Raw genomic sequence first — 23,974 nt, 5'->3', positions numbered from 1 at the left:
CGTCGGCCACGCCGACGGCCGTCGGACCTGGAGTGAACGTCTTGTGTTGATCGTCTGACTTGCGGTTGCCGTGTGATGGGCCATGGCCCGCGAGCGCTAGGCTGGCTCGGCTGGCTTCAAAGACTTAGGAGTATGTGTGGACGCGGATCTTGTCGTCGTAGGGTCGGGCTTCTTCGGGTTGACCGTGGCAGAGCGGTTGGCCGAGGAGCATGGCAGGAAGGTCCTCGTCATCGACCGGCGGAGTCACATCGGTGGCAATGCGTACAGCGAAGCGGAGAGCGAGACGGGAATCGAGGTCCACCGCTACGGTGCGCACCTCTTCCACACCTCGAACGAGCGGGTCTGGGAGTACGTCAACCGCTTCACCGCCTTCACCGACTACGTGCACAAGGTCTATACCACGCACCGTGGTGAGGTCTTCCCGATGCCGATCAACCTCGGGACGATCAATCAGTTCTTCCGGTCGGCACACGGTCCTGACGCTGCGCGCGCGCTCGTCAAGGAGCTGTCGGCCGAGCTGGGCGACAAGAAGCCCGCGAACCTGGACGAGCAGGGTGTCTCCCTGATCGGGCGTCCGCTCTACGAGGCGTTCATCCGTGACTACACGGCCAAGCAGTGGCAGACGGACCCCACGGAGCTCCCCGCCAGCATCATCTCGCGTCTGCCCGTCCGCTACACGTACGACAACCGCTACTTCAACGACACGCACGAGGGTCTGCCCGTCGACGGCTACACGGCGTGGATCGAGCGCATGGCCGACCACAAGAACATCGAGGTGCGCCTCGGTGTCGACTTCTTCGACGAGAGCCAGCCGGTCAACAAGTCGAACGTCGTCGGGAACGTGCCGGTCGTCTATACCGGTCCGGTCGACAAGTACTTCGACTACGCAGAGGGCGATCTCTCGTGGCGGACCCTGGACTTCGAGCAGGAGGTCCTTCCGGTGGGAGACTTCCAGGGCACCTCGGTCATGAACTACGCGGACGCTGACGTTCCGTACACGCGGATCCACGAGTTCCGACACTTCCACCCGGAGCGTGCGTACCCGAGCGACAAGACGGTCATCATGAGGGAGTTCTCGAGGTTCGCCGAGAAGTCCGACGAGCCGTACTACCCGATCAACACGGCGACCGACCGCGAGCGGCTGCTCGCCTACCGTGACCTCGCAGCGGGCGAGAAGGACGTGCTGTTCGGCGGGCGTCTGGGCACCTACAAGTACCTGGACATGCACATGGCGATCGGCGCTGCGCTGTCGATGGTCGACAACAAGCTCGCTCCGTACTTCACCGGTTCCTCGACCCTGGAGAGCGGCGGTGTGGACGCATGAGCAGCAGCGGCGGTGTTCGGGTTCTCCAGCGGGTCGTCCTCCCGCTCGAGCCTGATCAGGACATCCTCCCTCTGTACGTCGAAGGGCGTCAGGGCCAACCGGTCGTGAGCGTCGGCTCGGACGGCAAGGAACGTACATCGCACTCGGGGCCCGCCGGGCCTCAGGGGATCGAGCAGGTTCTGTCTCGTCGCAGGTACCAGGTACAGCCTCTCGAGCGCACCTCGTTCGGCACGTACTTCAACGCGTTCCCGGCGAGCTACTGGCGTCGGTGGACCGTCGTCACGTCGGTGCGCCTCCGCCTGACGCTCTCCGGAGCGGGCTCGATCTCGGTCTACCGTTCGAACGCGCGCGGGAACATCTACCGCGTCGAGGGGGAGCGATTCGGGGAGAGCGAGTCGACACGCCTCACCTTCGACCTTCCTCTGACGTCCTTCGCGGACGGCGGCTGGTACTGGTTCGACGTCGTCGCCGACCAGCAGGGTGCCGTGCTCGAGGAAGCTCAGTGGGAGACGGACAGCGACCGAGAGATCGGTACCGTGACGGTGGGCATCACGACGCTCAACCGCCCTGTCGACGTCGTCGAGCTCCTGGGGCAGCTCGGTGCCGACGACGCACTGCTGTCCATCCTCGACCAGGTCACCGTGGTGGACCAGGGAAACCAGCACCCCGAGGACGTCGAGGGGTTCGAGGACTCCGAGGAGGGACTGGGGGGCCGCCTGCGGATGATCCGCCAGGCGAACCTGGGAGGTTCCGGCGGGTTCTCGCGGGGTATGAGCGAGACTCTCGACGCGGGGAAGAGCACCTACCACCTCATCTCGGACGACGACGTCCGGGCAGAGCCGGAGGGCATCCTCCGGGCGGTGACGTTCGCCGACTTCGCTCGGCGTCCCACCATCGTCGGTGGTCACATGTTCTCCATGTACGACCGCTCGTACCTCCATTCGATGGGCGAGCGCATCAACCAGTGGCGTTTCTGGTGGGGACCGGTTCTCGAGGACACTGACGGGCACCACCTGAACGAGTCCTCGCTTCGTTCGACCCCGAGCCTCCACCGGCGTGTCGATGTGGACTACAACGGTTGGTGGATGACTCTCATCCCCACGGCCGTCATCCGCGAGCTTGGTCTGTCGTTGCCGTTCTTCATCAAGTGGGACGACGCCGAGTACGGTCTCCGAGCCCGTGCGGCCGGTGTTCCGACCGTGACGCTCCCAGGGGTCGCGGTGTGGCACGTGCCGTGGACCGACAAGGACGACAGCCTGGACTGGCAGTCCTACTACCACCAGCGGAACAGGTTCGCCTCAGCGCTCATCCACTCTCCGTTCGAGCACGGAGGACGGCTCGTCCGCGAGAGCATGTTCCATCAGGTCAAGCACCTGCTCGCTGCTCAGTACTCGGTGGCAGAGCTACGGATCGAGGCGCTGGAGGACCTGCTCGACGGCCCTCGCCACATGCACGAGCAGCTGGACAGCAGGCTGGCCGCGATCCGTCGGACGCGATCGGAGTTCGACGACTCGCGCGTCGAGAAGGAGCCGTCAGCCTTCCCCGTCGCCCGCAGGAGCAAGGTGTCCAAGCGCGGAGAGGTGGTGCACCTTCCCGAAGGAAGGTTCGGCACCTACGCGATGGCCGCCATGGGGATGCTCAAGGCTGTGCGCCCGGTGAAGCCGCTGAGCCGGACTCATCCGGAGTCGGAGATCGCCGCGATGGATGCCAAGTGGTGGATGCTCTCGCAGTTCGACTCAGCGGTCGTCTCGACGGCCGACGGCTCGGGCGCAGCGTGGTACAAGCGCAAGCCAGAAGCTTTCAGAGATCTCCTGCAGCGCAGCATCCTCATCCACGAGAGAGTTCTTCGCGAATGGACGACCCTTGCGCAGGACTACAAGGACGCCCTTCCTGAGCTGGTGGGGCAGGACGCGTGGAAGCGCACGTTCGAGCGTACCCAGCAGGAAGAGTCGTGAGCGCAGAGGTACCGCTGACAACTCCTGGGTACGGCCGCGGACTTCTTGACGTCTTCAACCGGCGCTATCTCTTGAAGTTGATCGTCCGCAAGGAGCTCAGGGTCCGGTACCGAGGATCCGTCCTCGGGATGGCTTGGTCGTACGTCAAGCCTGCGGTCCAGTTCCTGGTCTACTTCGTTGCGCTCGGCCTCTTCATGCGGCTCAGCGGGCAGATCGAGGACTACGCGATCTACCTGTTCTCGGGCATCGTGGTGATCAACTTCTTCAGCGAGGGCTTCGGGAACGCCACCCGGTCCGTGGTGTGGAACGCGCCCCTGGTTCGGAAGATCTACCTGCCGCGAGAGCTGTTCCCCGTGGCGTCGTTGTGGGTCTCGGCCGTCCACTTCTTCCCGCAGCTGGTCGTCTTGCTCATCGGCACGTTGATCGCGGGATGGCGGCCGGGGCCGACCGAGCTCTTCGCGGGCGTCGTCGGGTTCCTGATCGTCGCGATGCTCTCGCTGGGTCTGGGGCTTCTCTTCGGAGCGGTCAACGTGCTCTACCGGGACGCCGAGAACTTCGTCGACCTGATCGCGATGGTCGCGACGTGGGCCTCGCCCGTGCTGTACCAGTGGGAGATGGTCGAGAAGGTCCTGCCCGGCTGGCTCTTCACCGTCTATCAGCTCAACCCGCTCACTGCGGCAGTCGAGCTGTTCCACTACTGCTTCTGGTTCCCGGCGACGGCCGGGGCGAGTGCTTCGCCCCCGATCCTCATGCCGCCCAACATGTGGCTCTTCGCAGGGATCGCCGTGCTGGTCTCGCTCGGGACCGTCGTGGTCGGTCAGACCGTCTTCAGGCGCCTCGAGGGGCGCTTCGCTCAGGAGCTGTGATGTCCACATCCATCGAGATCGCCAACCTGCAGAAGCGCTTCACGCTGCGTCACAACCGTTCGCTGAAGGAACTGATGGTCTCCGCGGTACGCGGCCGCGACCTGTCGGACACCTTTCTCGCGCTCGATGACGTCTCGTTCGAGATCGAGGAAGGTGAGACGGTCGCACTGCTCGGGTTCAACGGGTCGGGCAAGTCGACTCTGCTGAAGCTGATCTCCGGGGTCCTGCGTCCGGACGCGGGGACCGTCGGCACGCGAGGCAGGGTGGCAGGCCTGATCGAGGTCGGGGCCGGGTTCCACCCGGACCTGACGGGCCGGGAGAACGTCTATCTCAACGCCGCGATCCTGGGGCTCAGCCAGTCCCAGGTCGAGCAGCGCTTCGACGAGATCGTGGCTTTCAGCGAGATCGAGAAGTTCATCGACACCGAGGTGAAGTTCTATTCGTCGGGCATGTTCATCCGACTGGCCTTCGCGGTGGCGGTCCACTCGGATCCGGAGGTCTTCCTGATCGACGAGGTCCTTGCCGTGGGGGACGAACCCTTCCAGCGCAAGTGCCTGGATCGGGTGCGTCAGCTGCGCGACGAGGGCCGCACGCTCGTCATCGTGAGCCACGACCTCGACATGGTCGCGGGGTTGTGCGACCGCGGGATCCTGCTCGAGAAGGGTGTCGTCGTCGCGGACGGCGACACGAAGACCCTGGTCGACAAGATGCGGGCCTGACAGCCCAGGACGACGAGCCGAGGGTCGGGCAGGCGCGCACTGCGCGCCCGCCCGACCCTCAGTGCTCAACCGTCGACACGCTCGCTCGTCCGCAGGCGGTCGAGCCGCTCGGGGTCCTGGGCGAGGACCGCGGTCAGCGTGGGGGAGAGGACGACCACCGAACCGTCGACGGCCAGGACCTGCATCGTCCGTCGCAGCAGACGGGAGGCGTCGCCCTCCTGGACGAGGACACGCGCCCCCGGGGCGACGTCGTCGCCGAGCCGGGTGGCCCACGTGACCAGCTCGCCGTGGAGCACGGCTCCCGGCTCGAGCGCGACCGCGTCCGGGTCGATCTCCTCGACCCAGCCGATCTGGTCGCCGTAGGTCATGACGGCCGAGCCCGCGTCGATGGCACCGGCAGGGAGGTCGCCGTCGAACCGACGGGCGAGCGCGGGGAGCGGCACGGCGACGACTGGTGCGCGCGTCCCCGTCCAGGCCGCCGGCCGGGACGTCACGACGACGTCGACGTCGCGCGCGAGGTCGAGGAGTGCGGGCACCCCGGCCCCCTCCTCCCGCTCGACGACGCCGCTCACCGCGGGGTCCGGCACGAGGACGAGCGTGGCGCCCGTCCTCCATGCGGCGAGGCCCCAGACAATCGCCCGCCAATGCGGGGGCAGGTCGAGCAGGACTCGTGTCCCTGGGGCAGCGTCGAATTCTTCGACGAGGAGGTTGACGGTTTTGTTGATCCAGTTGTGCAGGACCGCTCCCGAAAGCTCCACGCGCTCGCCGTCGTCGCCGTACCAGGTGACACGGGGACGCCCAGGGTCTCGGATGATGAGACGTTGCAGGTCAGCGACGTGAGCGACGGGTGCGGGGGAGAGGGCCATGGAGTCCAGCCTAGGGTGCGGTCGTCGGTGCAGCGGACTCCGTGATTTCACCCACGGGATCGGCGCGATAGCACATTTCGGCTTGACGGACGCGCATGACACGCGTGTAATTTCCCTAATGCAGTTTCCAAAGAACGGCATGAAGGGGCGCATCATGTGGAACGTGCTGGGCGAGGACCAAGGGGCATTCCCCTCGGATGCAGGTCGGACGATCGAGACGGTAGCCCCAGTGCTGCCGCTCTTCGGTCAGGTGGTGGACGACACGCTCATGGGGTGGCAGGAGCGCGCTCTGTGCGCACAGACGGACCCCGAGGCGTTCTTCCCGGAGAAGGGCGGCTCGACCCGCGAGGCGAAGAAGGTCTGCACGGGGTGCGAGGTGCGCTCCGAGTGCCTCGAGTACGCGCTCGAGCACGACGAGCGGTTCGGCATCTGGGGCGGTCTCTCGGAGCGTGAGCGCCGCAAGCTGAAGCGTCGGGTGGTCTGACCGGCACCCTGCCCGCCCAGGAGGTCCAGGGTCCGCGCGCCGTCGCACCGGGGCCTCAGCGCGGGGCGCCCCCGAGCGCTCCGGGTCCGCGACCTGCCGAGCCGAGGTCCCACGATCCACGACGGACGCGGGTCATGATGACGGCAGGATGACTTCTTCAGACACCACCACCGTGACCGGGCCCCTCTCTCAGCCGGGTGCAACGCAGCAGCGTGCACGCGGCGTGGCGGCTGACGCCGCGGTGGCAACAGCGGGCTCGTCCTCCGCGACGGTCACGGTCACCGCCGTGATCGTGACGCAGGGGCACACGCGCTACCTTCCTGAGACCCTCGACGCGGTCCGGGCGCAGTCGATCGCCCCCGACGCGGTGATCGTCGTCGACGTGGCCACGTCCCGGGCCATGAGCGAGTACCAGGAGCTGCACCTGGGCGGCGCACGCTTCCTTGCGGCCCCGCACGCCCGGTCCTTCGGGCAGGCGGTCGACACGGCCCTCGCCTCGCGCGGCGAGGACACACCTCCGACCTGGCTGTGGTTGCTCCACGACGACTCCCCTCCCGAGCCGGGCGCCCTGGCCGAGCAGCTGCGCGCGGTCGAGCACTCCGCCACGGTCGCGGTCGCAGGCGCCAAGCAGCGTCGATGGGACGCCGGCGGTGACGACGACGGGCTGCTCCTCGAGGTCGGCTTCACGATCTCCCCGCTGGGGCGTCGGATGACCGGCATCGACGAGCACGAGATCGACCAGGGGCAGCACGACGCACGGGAGGACGTCCTGGCGGTCGGGCTTGCCGGCGCGCTGGTGCGGACCGCGGTCTGGCTGGAGCTGGGCGGCACCGACCCCGAGCACGGGGTGTTCGGGGACGGCCTCGACCTGTGCCGTCGGGCACGCCTCGCCGGGCACCGGATCGTCGTCGTGCCTCGGGCGGTCGTGCGCCATGCGCAGGCCTCGCTCCTGGGACTTCGGCAGGAGGACCCGCGGGACGAGGAGCACGAAGCTCCCGTTCCCGACGTCGACGCGTCCTACGGTGCGCGACGACGGAGCCTCCTGCACCAGCGGCTCGTCAGCGTCTCCCCTCCGATGCTCCTGCCGGCGGCTCTGGCGATGATCCTCTGGGCTCCCTTCCAGGCCATGTACCGCCTCGCGGTCAAGCGCCCGGGACAGGCTCGCGACGAGCTCCTGGCGCCGTTGTGGGCGGTCTTCCGCTTCCGGGCGCTCGCACGCTCCCGCAGGAGGATCCGGCGGACGAGCGTGCTCCCGCGTCGTGCCCTGGCGCCACTGCGGGGGACTTGGCGGGACGTGCTCGGGGAGCGCCGGGACCACCGCCTCGCGCACGCCGAGCTGAGCAGGACCGTCGAGGCTCCGACGGATCTCGAACGGGCCGAGCTGCGGACCCTGGCCCGTCGTCGACGCGCGATGCTCTCGGTGGTCGTGGTCGCCCTGCTCGGGGTGACCGCGGTCGTGTTCGGCCCGCTGCTCTCCGTGCTCGGCGCAGGGGGCCGGTTCGTCGGCGGAGCGCTCCTGCCCGCGCAGGGCCGTCTCGCCGAGACCTGGCAGGCGGCCACCGGTGGCTGGATCGCGGACGGGATGGGGGCTGCCGGTCCGGCCGACCCGTTCACGTCCCTCCTGCTGTCGGCCTCGCTCCTCGGCGGAGGCGTTGCGCAGCCTGTGCTCGGCGTGCTCGTGGTGACGTCGTTCCTCGTCGCGGGGCTCGGAGCGTGGTTCGCCGCGGGTGGCGTCACGCGCTCGGTGTGGTTGCGTGCCTGGGCGACCGTGGTCTGGGTCGCGGCACCCTCGCTCGTGATCGCACTCGGCGACGGCAGGCTGGGAGCCCTCGTCGCCCACGCCGCGCTTCCCTGGGTCGCCCTCGGGGTGCTGCGGGCGCTCGGTGTCCATGCCCGCGACGAGGTTGCCCCCGCGCTCGTGACCAGGTCCGTGGTCGAGGCCGGCGCGACGCCGACGGCCCCCCGCGTGGTCCGCACGGCCCGGCGCCGGCGCCAGGGATCCATCGGGGCGGCCGCCGCGGCGGCCCTCGCGCTGCTCGTCGCGGTGTGCGGTGCGCCCGTGCTGCTCCCGGTCGCCGCCCTCGCGCTGGCTGTCGTCGCCGTGGCCGCCGCACAGCACCGTCGGTACCTCCTCCTGGTGCTCCTCCCGTCGATCGTCCTGCTCGCCCCCTTCTGGGGGCGCGTCGTCACGACCTGGGACGACGGAGGATGGCGACTCCTGTTCGCGGACCCCGGAGCTCCCGTGCAGGCCGTGGCCGCACCTGCCTGGCAGCAGCTTCTCGGGCAGCCCGTCGAGGCCGCCGCATGGTTCGACCTGGACGCCGGCGCCCTGGGGGAGGCTGCCCGCTGGGCGCCGCTCGCCACCGGCGTGCTCGTCGCCACCCTCGCGCTCGTGGCGCTGTTCCGTCGTCGAGGAGCAGCCGTCGTGAGCGCCTGGTTCGTCGCTGCGCTCGGCCTCGTGACGGCTGTCGTAGCGGGCTCCGTGGAGGTCGCGGTCGGGGAGCACGGCGCGATCACGGGATGGCCCGGGATCGGGGTCTCGGTGGTCCTCCTGGCGCTCCTGGGGGCCGCGCTGCTCGGTGCACCGGCCCTGCGTCGCCCTGCCCGTCCGGCCGTGACGGCGGCCCCGGGGGGCCGCGCGCGTGCCGGATGGCGGGCCGGCGCCGTCGGGCTGCTGGCGCTCGTCGCGCTCGCTGTCCCCGCGGCGTCGCTCACTTCGTGGGTGCTGTCCGCGACCGAGCAGGACGGTGCCGTCGGCGACCTGACCGTCACGACCGAACCCGTCGTGCCCAGGGTGGGCCAGCAGATGCAGGACTCCGAGCGCGAGGTGCGCGTGCTCTCGATCGAGCTGGGGCCCGGTGGGGTGCTCGAGTACGCGCTGCTCCGTGGCGACGGTCCGCAGATGATCGACTCGTCGAGCGTCGTCCACGTCCACGCCATGGGCGACCCGTCGTTCGCTCAAGGGCCCGTCCCTGACCTCGTCGCCGCCATGGCCTCCGGGAGCTCGGCCGACGCCGCCACCGGGCTCGCCGACCTGGCGGTGGGGGCGGTGCTGATCCCCGCCGAGCCGGCCCCCGACCCGACGACCGCACGTGAGCGCGCCGAGCTCGTCGCCCGGCTCGACATGGTGCCGGGCCTCGAGCGCGTGACCGAGGGGCAGTCGGGCGTGCTGTGGCGCGTCGCGCCGGGCCCGGCGGAGACCGACGCGCCCGCCTGGGCGCGCGTCGTCGACGCCCTACCCGCGACCCCGGCCGCGGGGGACGAGGCGAGCGAGGCGGTCTCCGTCGAGCGTTCCCTCCCGGCCGACGACAAGACCGTGGCGACCCGGGTCGACCCCGGTGCGCAGACGCGCGCCGTAGTGCTCGCCGAGACGGCCGACCCCGGGTGGACGGCGACGCTCGACGGCCGGAACCTCCCACGCGCCGAGGTCGACGGGCGCCAGGCTTTCCTGCTCGGCCCGGACGGCGGGTTCCTGAGCATCGAGCACGACCCCGCGCACCGGCTCCCGTGGCTCATCGCCGCCGGGGTCACCCTGCTGATCTTCGTGCTCCTCGCCGTGCCGGTGGGACGTCGTCGGACCGGAACGAGGTAGTACCTGTGACCACCAGACGCTCGCACCCGCGCGCTGCCCTGCGCCGGGTCGCAACCATCTCCACGGGCCTCGTGGCTGTCGCGCTCACGGGGGTCGTGGCCGCCGTCGGCGTTCCTCAGGGGTGGGGTGCCGCGCCGGGCGCGGTCTCGACCGACGTCGAGCAGATCGAGGCGTCGACGCCCGAGCGTGTGCTCGTGTGCCCCGCACCCGTGAGTCTCGCGGACACGGCGCAGGTGGGTGACGCGCAGTTCAGCGCGGCTCCCGTCGAGACCGCGACGGCCCTGCGCGCGGCGGTGGTCGGCGGGGCGGGGGCGGGCACGGCGAACCCGGGGGACACGCCCGTGAACCTCACGGGCCTCGACGCGCTGGACGCCTCGCCGCTCGAGCAGGGGGACGGCGCCACGACGGTCTCGCTGGCCGACGTGACGGACAGCGAGGTGCTGCGCGTCGGTGCCGGGATGCCGGTCGACACCCGGGTCGCGGCGTCCGTGGGCTCGGTGACGACAGCAGGGGACCTGCGTGGTCTCGCGGCGGCGAGCTGCGCGGTGCCGGACATCAGTCACTGGATCGTCGGAGGGAGCACCGAGGTCGGCAGCAGTGCGCAGCTCGTGCTCCAGAACCCCGGACGCACGCCCGCCACGGTGCGGTTGAGCGTCTGGGGGCCGGGTGGTCCCGTCGTCCTGAGCGGGGGCGGCCAGTACCTCGTCCCGCCCGGCGAGGAGGTCGTGACCCTCGTCGAGGCGGTCGCGCCCGAGCAGCGCCGTCTGGCCGTGCACGTCGAGTCCACGGGCGGCACGGTCGCCGCCTACCTGCAGCACGGCACCCTCGACGGCCTGGTGCCGGTCGGGGTCGACTTCGTGGTCCCCGGGGCCGAGCCGACCACGGCGCTCGCGCTCGGCGTCACGAGCGCGGGCGAGTCCGTCGAGGACCCCCTGGCGCCCCAGCTGCGTCTGCTCGCACCGGGGACCGAGGCGGGGACCGCGACCGTGACGGTCTACGGCACCGACGGGCGGGTGCGGTTGCGAGGCGGCGAGGAGCAGGACCTCACCCCCGGTGCGGTCACGGACGTGTCGCTCGGTGGGCTGCCCGCAGGGGACTACACCGTCACGGTGGACGCGACCGTGCCGGTCGTGGCCGGCGCCCTCCAGGCGCGGGCGGGAGACCCGGTCCCCGACTCGCTCGACGACACGCCGCAGGTCGACCGTGCGTGGGTCGCGGCGACCGCGCTCGACCCGGGTTGGGCATCGCCATCGTTCGGCGAGGACGCGTCCGAGGCGGCAGGGACGATCGAGCCCACCACGGCCCGGACGACCGACCGCGGGACCGTGACCCTGGTCCCTGGCACCAGCAGCATCGTGCGCGTCGGTGCCGTGCCCTTGGCGCCCCCGGAGCGCGGCGACGACGGGGCACCGACCGGGACGTTCAGCGGGACGCTGCGCGCCTACGGGGCCGACGGCGCCCTGCTCGGCGAGACCGCTCTCGCGGTCGAGGCGGGGACGACGATCAGCCTCGACGCGCTCGAGCTCGGCGGCGGGAACGAGCCTGCGGTCCTCACGCTCGACGCGAGCGAGACGTCCGGCGGGGCCACGCAGCAAGGCCCGGTGCCCGTGTGGTCGGTGCTCGCGAGCGCGGGTGCCCCCGTGGCCGGCGCAGCCGAGGGAGCGCCCGGCTCGTTGCTGTCGGTGCTCGTCCCGGTGCCGCCCGCGTCGAGCCAGGGCACGGTCGCGGTCCGCGCCACGAGCACCGCGGGCCTGCCCGACTGACCTCAGTGCCCGCCCTGGTACCGCGGGTCGATCTCCTCGGGGGTCCGCGCGAGCATGTGCGCGACCTGCTCGACGACGACGTCACGCACCAGGTCAGCCGTGTCGTCGTCGTCGAACGCCCGGGACTCGATGGGGCGCCGGTAGACGACGATCCGGGCGGGCTGCCCGGAGTCGGCGGGGAAGTACCGGCCGAGCGGCACCCCGGCGTCCTCCCAGGGGGCGGGGTCGGAGGGCGGGACGTCCTCGACCGCGAACTCGGTGCCGTGCAGCTGCTTGGACCAGCTGCGCTCGAGCAGGGCGATCGTGGCGATCACGTGCGCGTCGAACTTCTCGCCGCGCGTGCGGTTCGCCGGTGCCGACGGCGGGAGCAGAGGGCCCCGGATCCCGCGCCCGCGCCGGTCGCGGCGACGCGGGTGCGGCCCGGCGTCGTTGAGGTCGGGCCCGCGGGCCGGGATGCGCAGCGACGCCACGAGGGGTGCGGGCGCGTCGGGCGCGGCCCGCTCGGGGCGCCGCCGGCGCCCGTGCGGGGTGGGAGAGGGGGAGGGTGAGGGGTGGGCGGGCACGTCTCCGAGCCTAGAGGACGGCTGCGTGCCGTGCCCGGGCCGACCGGTCGCGAGGACGGGGATCGGCGTGTATGGCATCGCGACCATCGTGCAGGGCGTAGTGTCAGCGCGTGAGATCCGTCAGACAGTGCTCGCGCACCGCATGCACCCGCGCGTCGGTGGCGACCCTCACCTACGTCTACGCGGACTCGACCGCCGTGCTCGGGCCTCTGGCCCACATGGCCGAGCCCCACAGCTACGACCTCTGCGCCGAGCACGCCGAGCGGCTCACCGCCCCCCGTGGGTGGGAGGTCGTGCGGCTGACGCAGCACTTCGAGGAGACCGGGCCCAGCGACGACGACCTGTCCGCGCTGGCCGAGGCCGTCCGCGAGGCGGGGCGCACGCGTCGAGGCGCAGAGCCCGACGACGTCACGGAGGTCGGGCGTCGAGGTCACCTGCGTGTCCTGCGCGCCGAGGGCGACTGAACGCAGGGTCCTGCCGTCCCGGCTAGGCTGATCCGGTGCCCATCGACCTGACCCAGCTGATCAAGGCCTACGACGTCCGGGGCACGGTCCCGGACCAGTTCAACCCCCAGGTGGCCCGAGCGATCGGCGCGGCCTTCGCACGCGTCGTCGTGCTGCCCGAGGCGAGCCCCGGTGAGCCGCCCGCCCGCCCGAGCGTCGCCGTCGGGCGAGACATGCGCGACAGCGGGCCAGAGCTCGTCGACGCGTTCGCGCTGGGCCTCGCCGACGCGGGCGTGGACGTGATCCGGATCGGCCTGTGCTCGACCGACGGGCTCTACTACGCGTCCGGCGCGCTGGACATCCCTGGGGCCATGTTCACGGCCTCGCACAACCCCGCCGTCTACAACGGCATCAAGCTGTGCCGTGCCGGTGCACGGCCCGTGGGGCAGGACTCAGGCCTGGTCGCGGTGCGCGAGCTCGCCCAGGAGTACCTCGACGGCGAGCTGCCCGCCCCGGTCGTGGGCCAGGGCGAGATCACCGACCGCGACATGCTCGCCGACTACGCGGCCTTCCTGCGCTCGCTCGTGGACCTGCGCGGCATCCGCCCGCTCAAGGTCGTCGTCGACGCGGGCAACGGCATGGGCGGCTACACCGCCCCGGCGGTCCTGGGGACCGCGGCGGGCCTCGAGGCGCTGCCGCTCGACGTCGTGCCCCTGTACTTCGAGCTCGACGGCTCGTTCCCGAACCACGAGGCCAACCCGCTCGACCCCAAGAACCTGGAGGACCTGCAGGCCGCGGTCGTCGAGCACGACGCGGACCTGGGCCTCGCGTTCGACGGCGACGCCGACCGCTGCTTCGTGATCGACGAGCACGGCGACCCCGTGTCGCCGTCCGCGATCACGGCCCTGGTGGGGCTGCGCGAGGTCGAGCGCGAGAAGACCGCCGGGCGGGTCCCGACGATCATCCACAACCTCATCACCTCGCGCGCGGTCCCGGACTTCATGTCGGCGGCGGGCGCGAAGGTCGTGCGGACGCGCGTGGGCCACTCGTTCATCAAGGCGCAGATGGCCGACAACGACGCGGTGTTCGGCGGCGAGCACAGTGCCCACTACTACTTCCGTGACTTCTTCTTCGCCGACACGGGCATGCTCGCGGCGATGCACGTGCTCGCGGCGCTCGGCGGGCAGGAGCACCCGCTCTCGGCGCTCGGTGAGGTCTACGAGCCGTACACCTCGAGCGGGGAGATCAACTCCGAGGTGGCCGACGTGCCGGCCGCACGTGCTCGCGTCGTCCAGGCGTACGTGACCGAGGAGGGGGCGGGGCCGGTCGTGGTCGACGAGCTCGACGGCCTCACGGTCTCCCACTGGGACTCCCACCCGCAGTGGTGGTTCAACCTCCGTGCGTCCAACACCGAGCCGCTCCTGCGGCTCAACGTCGAGGCCGCCGACGAGGACATCATGGAGAAGGTGCGCGACGACGTCCTGTCGCTCGTGCGCGCCACCGAGAACGAGAGCTGAGGTCGAGCACATGAGCAAGGACACGACGGCGGGGACCCCCGCAGGTGGAGCCGTCACCCTCGACGCCTGGGTCCGGGAGGCGCTGCGCTGCCCCGTGACCGGCGCTTCGCTCGTCGACGGCACGGGCCCCGACGGGAGCCCCGAGCTCCACTCGACGGACACCGAGCGCCCGCTCGCCTACCCGGTCCGTGACGGGATCCCGGTGCTGCTCGAGGGCGACGCGCGCGCCCTGTAGAGGGCACCGCAGCAGCACTGACCGTGAGCCCGGTGGGCGCCCCCGCCGGGGAGCCCACCGGGCTCACACGCGTCTCGGCCCCAGCCTTGCGGTCACCCTGCCGTCGCGTCGATGGCGTCGACGGCGTCGGCGAGGAGGGGGCCGAACTCCTTCGCGTAGAGCCTGTTGAGGTGGTCCGCGTCGTAGTACACAGGCATCCCGCCGACCACCGCGTAGCACCATGTCTCGTCGCAGAAGTAGCGGGAGAGGTCGATCGAGTGGACTCTCGGGTGGTCCATGGTCGTGGCGGCGTGCATCATCGGGTCCAACGGCTGGGCGACCGTGCGTTCGACCCTGCAGTCCACGGGGGAGGTCGGGTGCTGGACGATGCAGGCCTGGTCGCGGACGGTCGAGTTCAGCGGAGGGTCGGAGATCACGAGCACCGGGACACCGGCATCCGCCCACGGTGCCCAGTACGACTGGAAGCCCTGACGGTACTGGTCGAGCTCGTCGCGACCGGTTCCGTCGTCGATGTCCTCGCCGCGCGCGAAGCTCGAGGTGAGGACCAGGGAGGGCCGTGCCTCGAGGACGGCCCTGTGCACATCTGCACTCCACCGGTCGCAGGTCTCGATCTTGGCAGCCGAGTCCGGCGTCCCACGGTATCCGACGTAGGAGACGTCCGCGGGCGGGCACGCGCCGAGGAAGCTGATCGTCAGCCGCCAGCCGCGATCGCGGGCCACCTCGAAGGCGGTGGCCTGCCACTGCTGGGCGTGGGAGTCCCCGAGCAGCCACACCTCCTCCGGGTCGCGGTCACCGTCCGAGAAGTCGCAGACGCGAGTGGTCCGGGTCTCCCCGTACGAGAGCTCGTCGAGGAGCTCGCCGCACTCAGGAGGTACGTCCCAGTACTGGTTCACGGCTCCCATGACGACCGCGGGCGCCGGGCCGAACGGATCGGCGCACCCTGCGTCCTCTCGCAGAGCCAGTGGACCCGAGCACGCGGCGAGCTCCTTCGTGTGAGCCGCCGCGACCGCCACCGCCTCGTCCTCGGCGCCGACCGCCTGTGCGTGCAGCCCCCAGGTGAGGCCACCCACGGCGAGCATCCCGACGAGCATGAGGCCGAGCGACCGCTGAGGCTTCGCCGAGGCCCAACCCCAGGTCCGGGCGCGGTCCTCGACCGCGACCTTGGTGAGCCAGGCGAGTGCGAGGGACAGGATGAGGATCCCCACCTGCTCGACCCGGCCGACCGGGCGTGCGAGGGCGAACGGCGCGAGGACGATGAGTGGCCAGTGCCAGAGGTAGACGGAGTACGAGACGTCGCCGAGGAACTGCACGGGGCGTCTGGCGGTGACGACGTCGTGCAGCAGGGGGGCTCGCCGCATGCCGGCCACGATGACCAGCGCGGCACCGACTGCCGGCACCAGCGCGGTCCACCCGGGGAACGGGGTCTCGGTCCCGTAGACGAGTGCCGACCCGACGATCATGGTGAGGCCGAGGAGGGAGAGGATCTCGGCGAGCGCGCGCCTCGGGAGGACGCGATGGCCGACGAACGCCACCAAGGCTCCGAGCCCGAACTCCCACACCCGCACGGGGGTGACGAAGTAGGCCTCGTTCGGGTGCGAGCTCGTGTAGACGATGCTGACGGCCAGCGAGGCGGCCCCGACGGCCACCATCGCGACCGTTGCCACCGTTCGCGGCGACCTGCCGGAACGTCGGCCGATCAGGTAGAGGGCACCGAGCAGGACCGGCCAGACGAGGTAGAACTGCTCCTCGACCGACAGGGACCAGTAGTGCTGGGCGACCGTGGCGGACTCGTTGAGAGCCGAGTAGTCGACGGACTTGGCCGCCAGGACCCAGTTCTCGACGTAGAAGGCGCTCGCCGCGACCTCTCGTGCGTTGCTGGACCACTCGGAGAACGGCAGGAAGGCCCGTACACCGACCGTCGAGACGGCGAGCACGAGGAGAGCCGCGGGAAGCAGGCGCCGCACGCGTCGGGCATAGAACTGGGCGAGCCTGATCCTGCCCGTCGCCTGGAGCTCCTTGCTCAGGTGCGACGTGATCAGGAAGCCGGAGATGACGAAGAAGACGTCGACGCCCACGAAGCCTCCGGGCAGCCTGGTCGGCCACAGGTGGTTCACGACGACAGCACCCACGGCGATCGCTCGCAGCGCCTGGATGTCCGTGCGCAGGCCGGTGCCAGGTCGAGGACCGAGGTCACCTCCGCGGGCGACGTCCACCGTCGCGGGCGCGACGTCACCGACATGACCTCGGAGGGTGTGCATTTCCCACATGGTAGGGGGTCGAGCAGCATCCGCCGCGCGCCGCCCTCCTCGGGGCCGCAGCCGCCCTGGTACGACGGCGGGGCCGCCCCCCCCCGGGGGGGGGGGCCCCCCCGGGGGGGGCCCCCCGGGGGGGGGGCGGGGGGGGGGGGGGGGGGGGGGGGCCCCCCCCCGGGGGGGGGGGCCGCCCCGCCGTGTCTCGCGACCGAGGGATCAGCCGTTCGCGGCGGCCTTCAGGTCGTCGACGAACGTCGGGTTGGCCTCGAGCCACTCGCGCACCGAGGCGTCGTTGTCGGAGCCCTCGTTCTCGTTGAACATGATGTTCTCGAGCGAGAAGAGCTGCTCGTCGCTCAGCGTGAGCGCCGAGATCCAGGACGCGACGTCAGGGTGGTCCGCGGTGAAGCCCGTGCGGGCGACCGAGTGGATCTTCTCGGCGTCACCCATGGCGCCCTCGGGGTCCTCGAGGTCCTTGACGGGGAACGCGTCGTAGGCCCAGTGCGGGCGCCACAGCGTGACCGCCACGTTCTCGCCCGCGTCGGTCTTGGCCTTGAGCTCGGCGAGCATGGCCGGGGTCGAGGAGATGACGAAGTCCATGTCGTCCAGGCCGTAGGTCGGGATGGCCTCGTCCTGGGTGATGCGGGTCAGACCCGCGCCGGACTCGATGCCGACGATGCGGTTGCCGAACAGGTCGGCGTTCGCGGCGAGCTCGTCGAGGCTGTCGATCGGTGCGTCCTCGTTGACCGCGATGGTCAGCTTGGCGTCGTCGTACCAGTACCCGAGGTCCTCGAGGTCGTCGCCGTACTGCTCCTGGTAGTCGGCGTGCGTGAGGGGCAGCCACATGTCGAAGTTGACGTCGAAGTCGCCTCCCGCCATACCCGTGTAGACGATGCCGGGGTCGGCCGTCTCGGTGCGGACCGTGTACCCCTCGTCCTCGAGGATGGCCTTGAACAGGTGCGAGACCGCGATGCCCTCGTCCCAGCCCGTGTGGATCGCGATCGTGATGTCCTTGTCAGGAGCGCCGGAGGCCGAGCCGGAGCCGGAGTCGGTCTCGCCCGAGGCGCAGGCCGCGAGCCCGAGCCCGAGGGCGAGCGAGGAGGCGACGATCGCGGTGCGACGACGGGCCTGGTGGTGACGTGCGGGAGACATGCTGTCCTTCCTTCGGGGGCGGGCCGCTGGCGCGGCCGCGCCCGCCTGGGTTGGTGGTGGTGCAGGGGACGTGCGGGCCCGGACTGACCGGGGGTCAGACCGCGCTGGCCGCGAGGGCCTTGGCGACGGGAGAACGGGTGCTGAGCGCCGAGGTGACGCGGTCGAGGAAGACCGCGAGGATCACCACGGACAGCCCTGCCTCGAACCCGAGCGAGATGTTGATGCGCTGGAGGGCTGCGACGACGTCGCCTCCCAGGCCGCCTGCGCCGACCAGGCCGGCGAGCACGACCATCGAGAGCGAGAGCATGATGACCTGGTTGACGCCGGCCATGATGGTCGGCATGGCGAGCGGGAGCTGGATCTGGCGCAGGATGCGGCCCGGCGTCGAGCCGAACGCGTGCCCGGCCTCGACGACCTCGGAGTCCACCTGGCGGATGCCCAGCTCGGTGAAGCGGACGCCCGGGGCGAGGGCGAACACCACGGTCGCGACGATGCCGGGGACGGCGCCCGTGAGGAAGATCATGACCATCGGGATGAGGTAGACGAATCCCGGCATGGTCTGCATGAAGTCGAGCACGGGCCGCACGACGCGTGAGACCTTGTCGTTCCGGGCGGCCCAGATGCCCAGCGGGATGCCGATCGCGAGCGCGATCACGCTGGCGACGAGCACGAGGGCGAGTGTCGCCATCGCGTTGTCCCACTGGTCGACGCCCGCGATGACGACGAACCCGACGAGGGTCGTGACGGCGAGCCTCCACCCCTTGGCGAAGAACGCCAGGGCGGCCAGGACGAGCGCGACGACGACGAACGGCGGGCCCTGGAGGACGGCCGCGAGGGCGTCGTAGCAGGACAGCAGGACGTCCTTGACGACCGCGAAGAAGGGCTTGAACGCGGCGATGAGCCAGGTGACGAAGACGTCGACCCAGTCGCCGAACGGCAGGCGGGGGACGAACGTGTCGGTGGTGCTCATGCGCTCGCTCCTTCCGTCGTGGTGGCGTCGTGCGGGGCGGTCGCGCCCTCGGCCGCGTCGGTCCCAGGGGCGAGCCGGCCGTCCGTGTTCTCGTCGGGTCCGACGGCGTCGCTCTCGTCGAGCGTGGGCGGCACCATGGCCTCGAGCAGGGTCACGCGGGGGATCACGCCGACCAGGCGGTTCCTGTCGTCGGTGACCGCGACGGGAAGGGGGGACTCGGCCGCGGGGGCGAAGAGCTCCGCGAGGGGCGTGTCGACGCTCACGGGAGCGACGCCGTCGTGCACGATCGACTCGATGCTCGTGTGGTCGCCGCCCGACTTGAGGAGGGCGACCGCGTCGTCGTCGCGCACGACGCCACGCAGGACGCGCTGCCGGTCGACGACGTAGGCCGCCGACACCTGCGCCTCGCGCATGGTGCGGCTCGCCACGCGCGGTCCACCGCCGAGCGGCACGACCGCCGTGGGGCGGACCATGACCGACGAGGCGGTCAGGACGCGTGTGCGGTCGACGTCGGCGACGAACTGCGCGACGTAGTCGTTCGCGGGGTCGGAGAGGATCTCCTCGGCCGTGCCGATCTGGACCGTGCGGCCGTCGCGCATGACCGCGATGCGGTCTCCCAGGTGCATGGCCTCGTTGAGGTCGTGCGTGATGAAGATGATGGTCTTGCCCAGGGTCTGCTGGAGATCGAGAAGCTGTTCCTGCATCTCCCGGCGGATCAGCGGGTCGAGCGCGGAGAAGGCCTCGTCCATGAGCAGCACGTCGGTGTCCGCGGCCAGGGCGCGGGCCAGGCCCACACGCTGGCGCATGCCGCCCGAGAGCTGCGAGGGCAGCGAGTCCTGCCAGCCGCCCAGGCCCACGAGGTCGAGGGCCTTCTGTGCCTTTTCTCGGCGCTCGGCCTTGCCCATGCCCTGGATCTCGAGCGGGTACGCGGCGTTGTCCAGGACCGTGCGGTGCGGGAGCAGGGCGAAGTGCTGGAACACCATGCTCACGCGGCTGCGGCGCAGGGCGCGCAGCTGCTTGGCGCTGACGGTCGCGAGGTCGGCGTCGCCCAGGAGGACGTGGCCGGCCGTGGGCTTCCACAGGCCGTTGAGCATGCGGATGAGGGTGGACTTGCCCGAGCCGGACAGGCCCATGACCACGAAGATCTCGCCCTGCTTGACGTCGAAGCTCGCGTCGATGACCGCAGCCGTGCCGAGAGGCTTGACGTCGGTACGGCTTGCGCCCTCCTTGAGGCGGCGCACGGCCTCCTGCGGGCGGCGGCCGAAGACCTTGTAGACGCCCTGGACGCTCACGGCCACAGGGCGGTCGTCGGGAAGGGCGGCGGCGCCGTGCGCGCCGGGGTACGGCTCGGTCTCGACCGGGAGCAGGACCGGCGCGGTGCTCTGCCCGGTGCTGCTGTCGGTGCTGGTGCTCGTGCTGCTGGTCGTCATGCTGGCGGTGCTCGCCACCTTCCACGTGTCGTGGCGGTCCCGGAACGCTCCGGGAGGGCGCCAGGGGGACCTGGCAGCGACCTCCCGGTGCGCTCAGCGCCGTCAGGCGCGTCACGGTCCACCGGATCGTGGCCCGCTGCCGGGGGCCGCCCGGGAGGGCGGCCGCCGCGAGACGCTGCGGGCCGTGACCTGTCGCCGGACGGCATGGCGCCGGGCCGGGACAGGTCGATCTGTCTCCTGCACCCTGCCCGATCCCAGGGCGAATTGCTACCGAGTGAACGGTGTGCATGGAGGTTTCCGGGGAGATGCTTGACTGTTCAATCGTTGCGAGCGCGCGGTTTTGACCATTCACAGGATCGTTACCGCTTCGTGATCTTGAATTGGTCAAGCAGATTTGTTATCGCGCGCGGGCGCGAACTGTTCTACGGCTGGGAGGGTGGGCCTGGTCGCCGAGGAGACCGTCACCGTGGGCGCTCGCGGTGGTCACCCCGGCGCCCTCCGGGTCACCCCCGGTACTCTGGAGCGACACCGTCAGAACCGTCGTTCGGAGCACCATGTCTTCTGCCACGCCCGCCGCCCAGGCCTCCTTCGACGAGGTCCCGGGCCGCTACAAGGTCCGCGACCTGTCCCTCGCCGAGGCGGGTCGCCACCAGATCCGCCTGGCCGAGCACGAGATGCCCGGGCTCATGGCGCTGCGCGCGGAGTTCGGCACGTCCCAGCCCCTGGCCGGCGCCCGCATCGCCGGCTCGCTCCACATGACCGTCCAGACGGCCGTCCTCATCGAGACCCTCGTCGCGCTCGGTGCGCAGGTGCGCTGGGCGAGCTGCAACATCTTCTCGACGCAGGACGAGGCCGCCGCGGCGATCGTCGTCGGCCCGCACGGCACGCCCGAGGACCCGCAGGGCGTCCCGGTGTTCGCCTGGAAGGGCGAGAGCCTCGAGGAGTACTGGGACTGCACCGAGCAGATCCTGCTGTGGCCCGGGGAGCAGGGCGCCAACCTCATCCTCGACGACGGCGGCGACGCCACGATGCTCGTCCACCTGGGGCTCCAGTACGAGCGCCTCGGCACGGTCCCCCCGGACACCCTGCCGGGGGAGCCGGACCACACGCACGAGATGAACGTCGTCCGCTCGGTCCTGCGCCGGGCTCTCGCGGCCGACCCGCTGCGCTGGACCGGCATCTCCGAGCAGCTGCTCGGCGTGACCGAGGAGACGACCACGGGCGTGCACCGCCTGTACCAGCTCGCCGAGTCGGGCGAGCTGCTCTTCCCGGCGATCAACGTCAACGACTCGGTCACCAAGTCGAAGTTCGACAACAAGTACGGCATCCGCCACTCGCTGCCCGACGGCATCAACCGTGCGACCGACGTCCTCATGGGCGGCAAGGTCGCGTTCGTCGCGGGCTATGGCGACGTGGGCAAGGGTGCTGCCGAGGCCTTCCGCGGCCAGGGTGCGCGCGTCATCGTGTCCGAGGTCGACCCGATCTGCGCGCTGCAGGCCGCGATGGACGGCTACCAGGTCGCGCGCATCGAGGACGTCCTGGGCGAGGCCGACTTCTTCATCACGACCACGGGCAACAAGGACGTCGTCACGGCCGAGCACATGACGGCGATGAAGAACAAGGCGATCGTCGGCAACATCGGCCACTTCGACAACGAGATCGACATGGCCGGGCTCGCTCAGGTCCCGGGCATCACGCGCACCGAGATCAAGCCGCAGGTCCACGAGTGGACGTTCCCGGCCGCGGGCGACGAGGAGCCGCGCTCGATCATCGTCCTGTCCGAGGGACGCCTGCTCAACCTGGGCAACGCGACGGGCCACCCGTCGTTCGTCATGAGCAACTCGTTCTCCAACCAGGTCATCGGTCAGATCGAGCTCTTCGAGGACAGCAAGCGCCCGGAGGACGAGCGGACCTACGAGCGTCAGGTCTACCGCCTGCCCAAGGTCCTCGACGAGAAGGTCGCGCGCCTGCACCTCGACGCGCTGGGTGTGCGCCTGACCCAGCTCTCGACGAGCCAGGCGGACTACCTCGGCATCCCGGTCGAGGGTCCGTACAAGCCGGAGCACTACCGCTACTGAGCGGACGCGCGCGCCCCTGGACGAGGGGCCCGACGACGGAGGCCGGGTTCCGGGAGGAGCCCGGCCTCTCGTGCCGGTCACCGTGGGTGGGCGTGCCGGTGGACCTCGGCGAACGGGGGCGGCGCCCACCGCGGCGTCCGCCACCCCGAGCGCACCCCTCCCTCCTGCGCGAGGATGTACCCAGCACCGCGCGCTGACAGGAGAAGACGATGGCGACCGTCCCGAGCGAGCCCACGATCAGCGACCCCGAACGAGCCGAGCTCGAGGCCCTGCGCGCCGAGGTCCAGCGCCTGCGGGCCGAGCGGACCGCACCCCCACCGTCGCCCGGAGCGGCCGTCGCCGCCCCCCACCGCCACTGGGTCCGCTGGACCGCGGTGACGGTCCTCCTGGTCCTGGCCGGGGTCCTCATGCTGGGCTCGGTGCTCGCCCGCTACGTGCGCGGCGAGATCCTCGACACCGACCACTACGTCGCGACCGTGACCCCGCTGGGCTCGGACCCGGCGATCCAGGCCGAGATCAGCACCAAGGTCAGCGACGCGATCCTCGAGCGGATCGACCTCGAGTCGGTCACGACCCAGGCGCTGACGACCCTCACGCAGAACGCCGAGCGCCTCCCGCCGCAGGTCATGGGACTGGCCCCGCTCCTCGCGAGCCAGGGCGAGTCGTTCGTCCGATCGACGGTCGACCGCATGGTCACCTCCCCGACGTTCGAGGAGCTGTGGATCGTCGCCAACCGTCAGGCGCACAAGAACCTCGTCTCGGTGCTCACGGGGGAGGGGGAGACCTCCGTCACGGCCGACGCGAACGGGCAGGTCACGCTCTCGCTCGGACCCATGATCGACGAGGTCAGCAAGCGGCTCTCGGCCCGCGGCTTCACGTTCGTCGACAACCTCCCGTCGATCAACCCGCAGTTCGTGCTGTTCACCTCGGACGACGTCGTGACGGCCCAGCGTGCGGTCGCGTTCCTGAACAAGGCCGCGAACGTCCTGCCCTGGCTCTCGCTGGCCGTGGCGGTCTGCGCGGTGTGGGCCGCGCCGCGCGGCGGGCGTCGACGCGCGACGGTCCTGGCCGGCGTCGCCTACATCGTCGCGATGGCGCTGCTCGCGATCGGGATCACCGTGGGGCGGTCCCTGTACCTGAGCGCGGTCCCGTCCGACGCGCTGTCCCCGTCGGCCGCGACCGCCCTGATCGACGCGGTCCTCGTCCCGTTGCGCACCTCGCTGCGCGCCGTCTTCGCGTTCGGTCTGGTCGTCGCGCTCGCGGCCTACCTCACGGGCTCCAGCCGATCGGCCGTCGCGGTGCGCGGCGGCTTCAACTGGGCGGTGCGCGCCGTGAGCCGTGGCCACGCGGGCGACGGCGGACGCGCCCCGCACCCGTTCGAGATCTGGGTCGCGAGGCTGCGCTGGCCTCTCGTCGGGCTCGTCCTCGCGGGGGCGCTGACCGTCCTGGTGTTCTCGCGCTACCCGAGCGGGAGCACGATCCTCCTCATCGCCCTGGTCGCGGCCGTCCTCGTGATCGCGATCCAGGTGGTCTCCGCGCCTGCGCGCGGCGCGACCAGGGTGACGCCCGAGGAGGGGGCGAGCGCCGCCGTCGGGCAGGGGACCGCCGAGGCCCACGAGGAGCCCCCGGTCCCCACGGCCCGCTGAGCGAGCCGTGGGGGGGGGGGGGGGCGCCCCCCCCCCCCCCCCCGGGGGGCCCCCGGGGGGGGGGGGGGGCGGCGGGGGGGGGGGGGGGGGCGCCCCGCCGCGACGAAGTGGGCGCCCACACA

The 23,974-nt window shown here is 71.2% G+C and carries 17 protein-coding genes and 1 pseudogene; 12 read left to right on the top strand and 6 right to left on the bottom strand.

Annotated features, from left to right (window positions below; all coding sequences use genetic code 11):
- Nucleotides 1–124: 124 nt before the first annotated feature.
- From glf to ACIPWA_RS05640, 4 genes and pseudogenes are all read left to right on the top strand, one after another.
- Nucleotides 125–1,324, top strand: a pseudogene (glf, locus tag ACIPWA_RS05655) (UDP-galactopyranose mutase); the annotation flags it as partial.
- Nucleotides 1,321–3,279: a glycosyltransferase gene (locus tag ACIPWA_RS05650; protein WP_400288694.1), complete on the top strand. Its 1,959-nt coding sequence runs from the start codon at nucleotides 1,321–1,323 to the stop codon at nucleotides 3,277–3,279. The pseudogene glf and the gene ACIPWA_RS05650, both read left to right, overlap by 4 nt.
- Nucleotides 3,276–4,145 carry an ABC transporter permease gene (locus ACIPWA_RS05645; RefSeq protein WP_400288693.1) on the top strand — a complete coding sequence of 290 codons (870 nt, stop codon included), beginning with the start codon at nucleotides 3,276–3,278 and terminating at the stop codon, nucleotides 4,143–4,145. Before ACIPWA_RS05650 ends, ACIPWA_RS05645 begins: the two co-directional genes overlap by 4 nt.
- Nucleotides 4,145–4,864, top strand: a complete 720-nt coding sequence (locus ACIPWA_RS05640) for an ABC transporter ATP-binding protein (RefSeq protein WP_400288692.1) — start codon at nucleotides 4,145–4,147, stop codon at nucleotides 4,862–4,864. The genes ACIPWA_RS05645 and ACIPWA_RS05640 overlap by 1 nt, the downstream gene beginning before the upstream one ends.
- A gap of 65 nt (nucleotides 4,865–4,929) precedes the next feature.
- Here the strand turns inward: ACIPWA_RS05640 and ACIPWA_RS05635 are convergent, their stop codons facing one another.
- Nucleotides 4,930–5,730 carry a TIGR03089 family protein gene (locus tag ACIPWA_RS05635; protein WP_400288691.1) on the bottom strand — a complete coding sequence of 267 codons (801 nt, stop codon included), beginning with the start codon at nucleotides 5,728–5,730 and terminating at the stop codon, nucleotides 4,930–4,932.
- Nucleotides 5,731–5,884: 154 nt separating this feature from the next.
- Here ACIPWA_RS05635 and ACIPWA_RS05630 point away from each other — a divergent pair, with 154 nt between their 5' ends.
- The 3 genes from ACIPWA_RS05630 (at nucleotide 5,885) to ACIPWA_RS05620 (ending at nucleotide 11,569) form a co-directional block, all read left to right on the top strand.
- Entirely contained in the window at nucleotides 5,885–6,214 is a 330-nt protein-coding gene (locus ACIPWA_RS05630) for a WhiB family transcriptional regulator (protein WP_056764226.1), read from the top strand.
- A 286-nt stretch (nucleotides 6,215–6,500) separates the two neighbouring features.
- The gene (locus ACIPWA_RS05625) at nucleotides 6,501–9,806 is read left to right on the top strand and encodes a glycosyltransferase (RefSeq protein WP_400288690.1); all 3,306 of its coding nucleotides are present in this window, start codon (nucleotides 6,501–6,503) and stop codon (nucleotides 9,804–9,806) included.
- Between the two features lie 5 nt (nucleotides 9,807–9,811).
- Nucleotides 9,812–11,569: a DUF5719 family protein gene (locus tag ACIPWA_RS05620; protein WP_400288689.1), complete on the top strand. Its 1,758-nt coding sequence runs from the start codon at nucleotides 9,812–9,814 to the stop codon at nucleotides 11,567–11,569.
- A 2-nt stretch (nucleotides 11,570–11,571) separates the two neighbouring features.
- Here the strand turns inward: ACIPWA_RS05620 and ACIPWA_RS05615 are convergent, their stop codons facing one another.
- Nucleotides 11,572–12,210 (bottom strand): metallopeptidase family protein, encoded by a 639-nt coding sequence (locus ACIPWA_RS05615; protein WP_400288688.1) that lies wholly within the window; start codon nucleotides 12,208–12,210, stop codon nucleotides 11,572–11,574.
- A 32-nt stretch (nucleotides 12,211–12,242) separates the two neighbouring features.
- On the opposite strand from ACIPWA_RS05615, the gene ACIPWA_RS05610 reads away from it, so the two are divergent.
- From ACIPWA_RS05610 to ACIPWA_RS05600, 3 genes are read left to right on the top strand one after another with little or no spacing between them, the layout of a single operon-like run.
- Entirely contained in the window at nucleotides 12,243–12,596 is a 354-nt protein-coding gene (locus ACIPWA_RS05610; protein WP_056646034.1) for a DUF3499 domain-containing protein, read from the top strand.
- A gap of 35 nt (nucleotides 12,597–12,631) precedes the next feature.
- Nucleotides 12,632–14,092 (top strand): phosphomannomutase/phosphoglucomutase, encoded by a 1,461-nt coding sequence (locus tag ACIPWA_RS05605; protein ID WP_400288683.1) that lies wholly within the window; start codon nucleotides 12,632–12,634, stop codon nucleotides 14,090–14,092.
- A gap of 10 nt (nucleotides 14,093–14,102) precedes the next feature.
- Nucleotides 14,103–14,327, top strand: a complete 225-nt coding sequence (locus ACIPWA_RS05600; RefSeq protein ID WP_400288681.1) for a Trm112 family protein — start codon at nucleotides 14,103–14,105, stop codon at nucleotides 14,325–14,327.
- A gap of 92 nt (nucleotides 14,328–14,419) precedes the next feature.
- On the opposite strand, the gene ACIPWA_RS05595 is transcribed toward ACIPWA_RS05600, so the two are convergent.
- From ACIPWA_RS05595 to ACIPWA_RS05580, 4 genes are all read right to left on the bottom strand, one after another.
- Nucleotides 14,420–16,585, bottom strand: a complete 2,166-nt coding sequence (locus tag ACIPWA_RS05595; protein ID WP_400288679.1) for an acyltransferase family protein — start codon at nucleotides 16,583–16,585, stop codon at nucleotides 14,420–14,422.
- Nucleotides 16,586–16,795: 210 nt separating this feature from the next.
- Nucleotides 16,796–17,728 (bottom strand): glycine betaine ABC transporter substrate-binding protein, encoded by a 933-nt coding sequence (locus ACIPWA_RS05590; protein WP_400288678.1) that lies wholly within the window; start codon nucleotides 17,726–17,728, stop codon nucleotides 16,796–16,798.
- Nucleotides 17,729–17,822: 94 nt separating this feature from the next.
- A complete protein-coding gene (locus ACIPWA_RS05585; protein WP_056764017.1) occupies nucleotides 17,823–18,698 on the bottom strand; it encodes an ABC transporter permease in 876 nt (291 codons plus the stop codon).
- Entirely contained in the window at nucleotides 18,695–20,128 is a 1,434-nt protein-coding gene (locus ACIPWA_RS05580) for a quaternary amine ABC transporter ATP-binding protein (RefSeq protein ID WP_400288675.1), read from the bottom strand. The genes ACIPWA_RS05585 and ACIPWA_RS05580 overlap by 4 nt, the downstream gene beginning before the upstream one ends.
- 554 nt (nucleotides 20,129–20,682) lie before the next feature.
- Between ACIPWA_RS05580 and ahcY the strand changes: the two genes are divergently transcribed.
- Both ahcY and ACIPWA_RS05570 read left to right on the top strand, forming a co-directional pair.
- Nucleotides 20,683–22,206: an adenosylhomocysteinase gene (ahcY, locus tag ACIPWA_RS05575; protein WP_400288672.1), complete on the top strand. Its 1,524-nt coding sequence runs from the start codon at nucleotides 20,683–20,685 to the stop codon at nucleotides 22,204–22,206.
- 209 nt (nucleotides 22,207–22,415) lie between these two features.
- A complete protein-coding gene (locus ACIPWA_RS05570) occupies nucleotides 22,416–23,852 on the top strand; it encodes a hypothetical protein (protein ID WP_400288670.1) in 1,437 nt (478 codons plus the stop codon).
- The last annotated feature ends 122 nt before the right edge of the window (nucleotides 23,853–23,974 follow it).

This window comes from Oerskovia enterophila, from assembly GCF_044748475.1.
Classification (GTDB): Bacteria; Actinomycetota; Actinomycetes; order Actinomycetales; family Cellulomonadaceae; genus Oerskovia; species Oerskovia enterophila.
The sequence above is the reverse complement of the archived record's forward strand: the minus strand, read 5'-3'. Positions and strand labels throughout refer to the sequence as shown.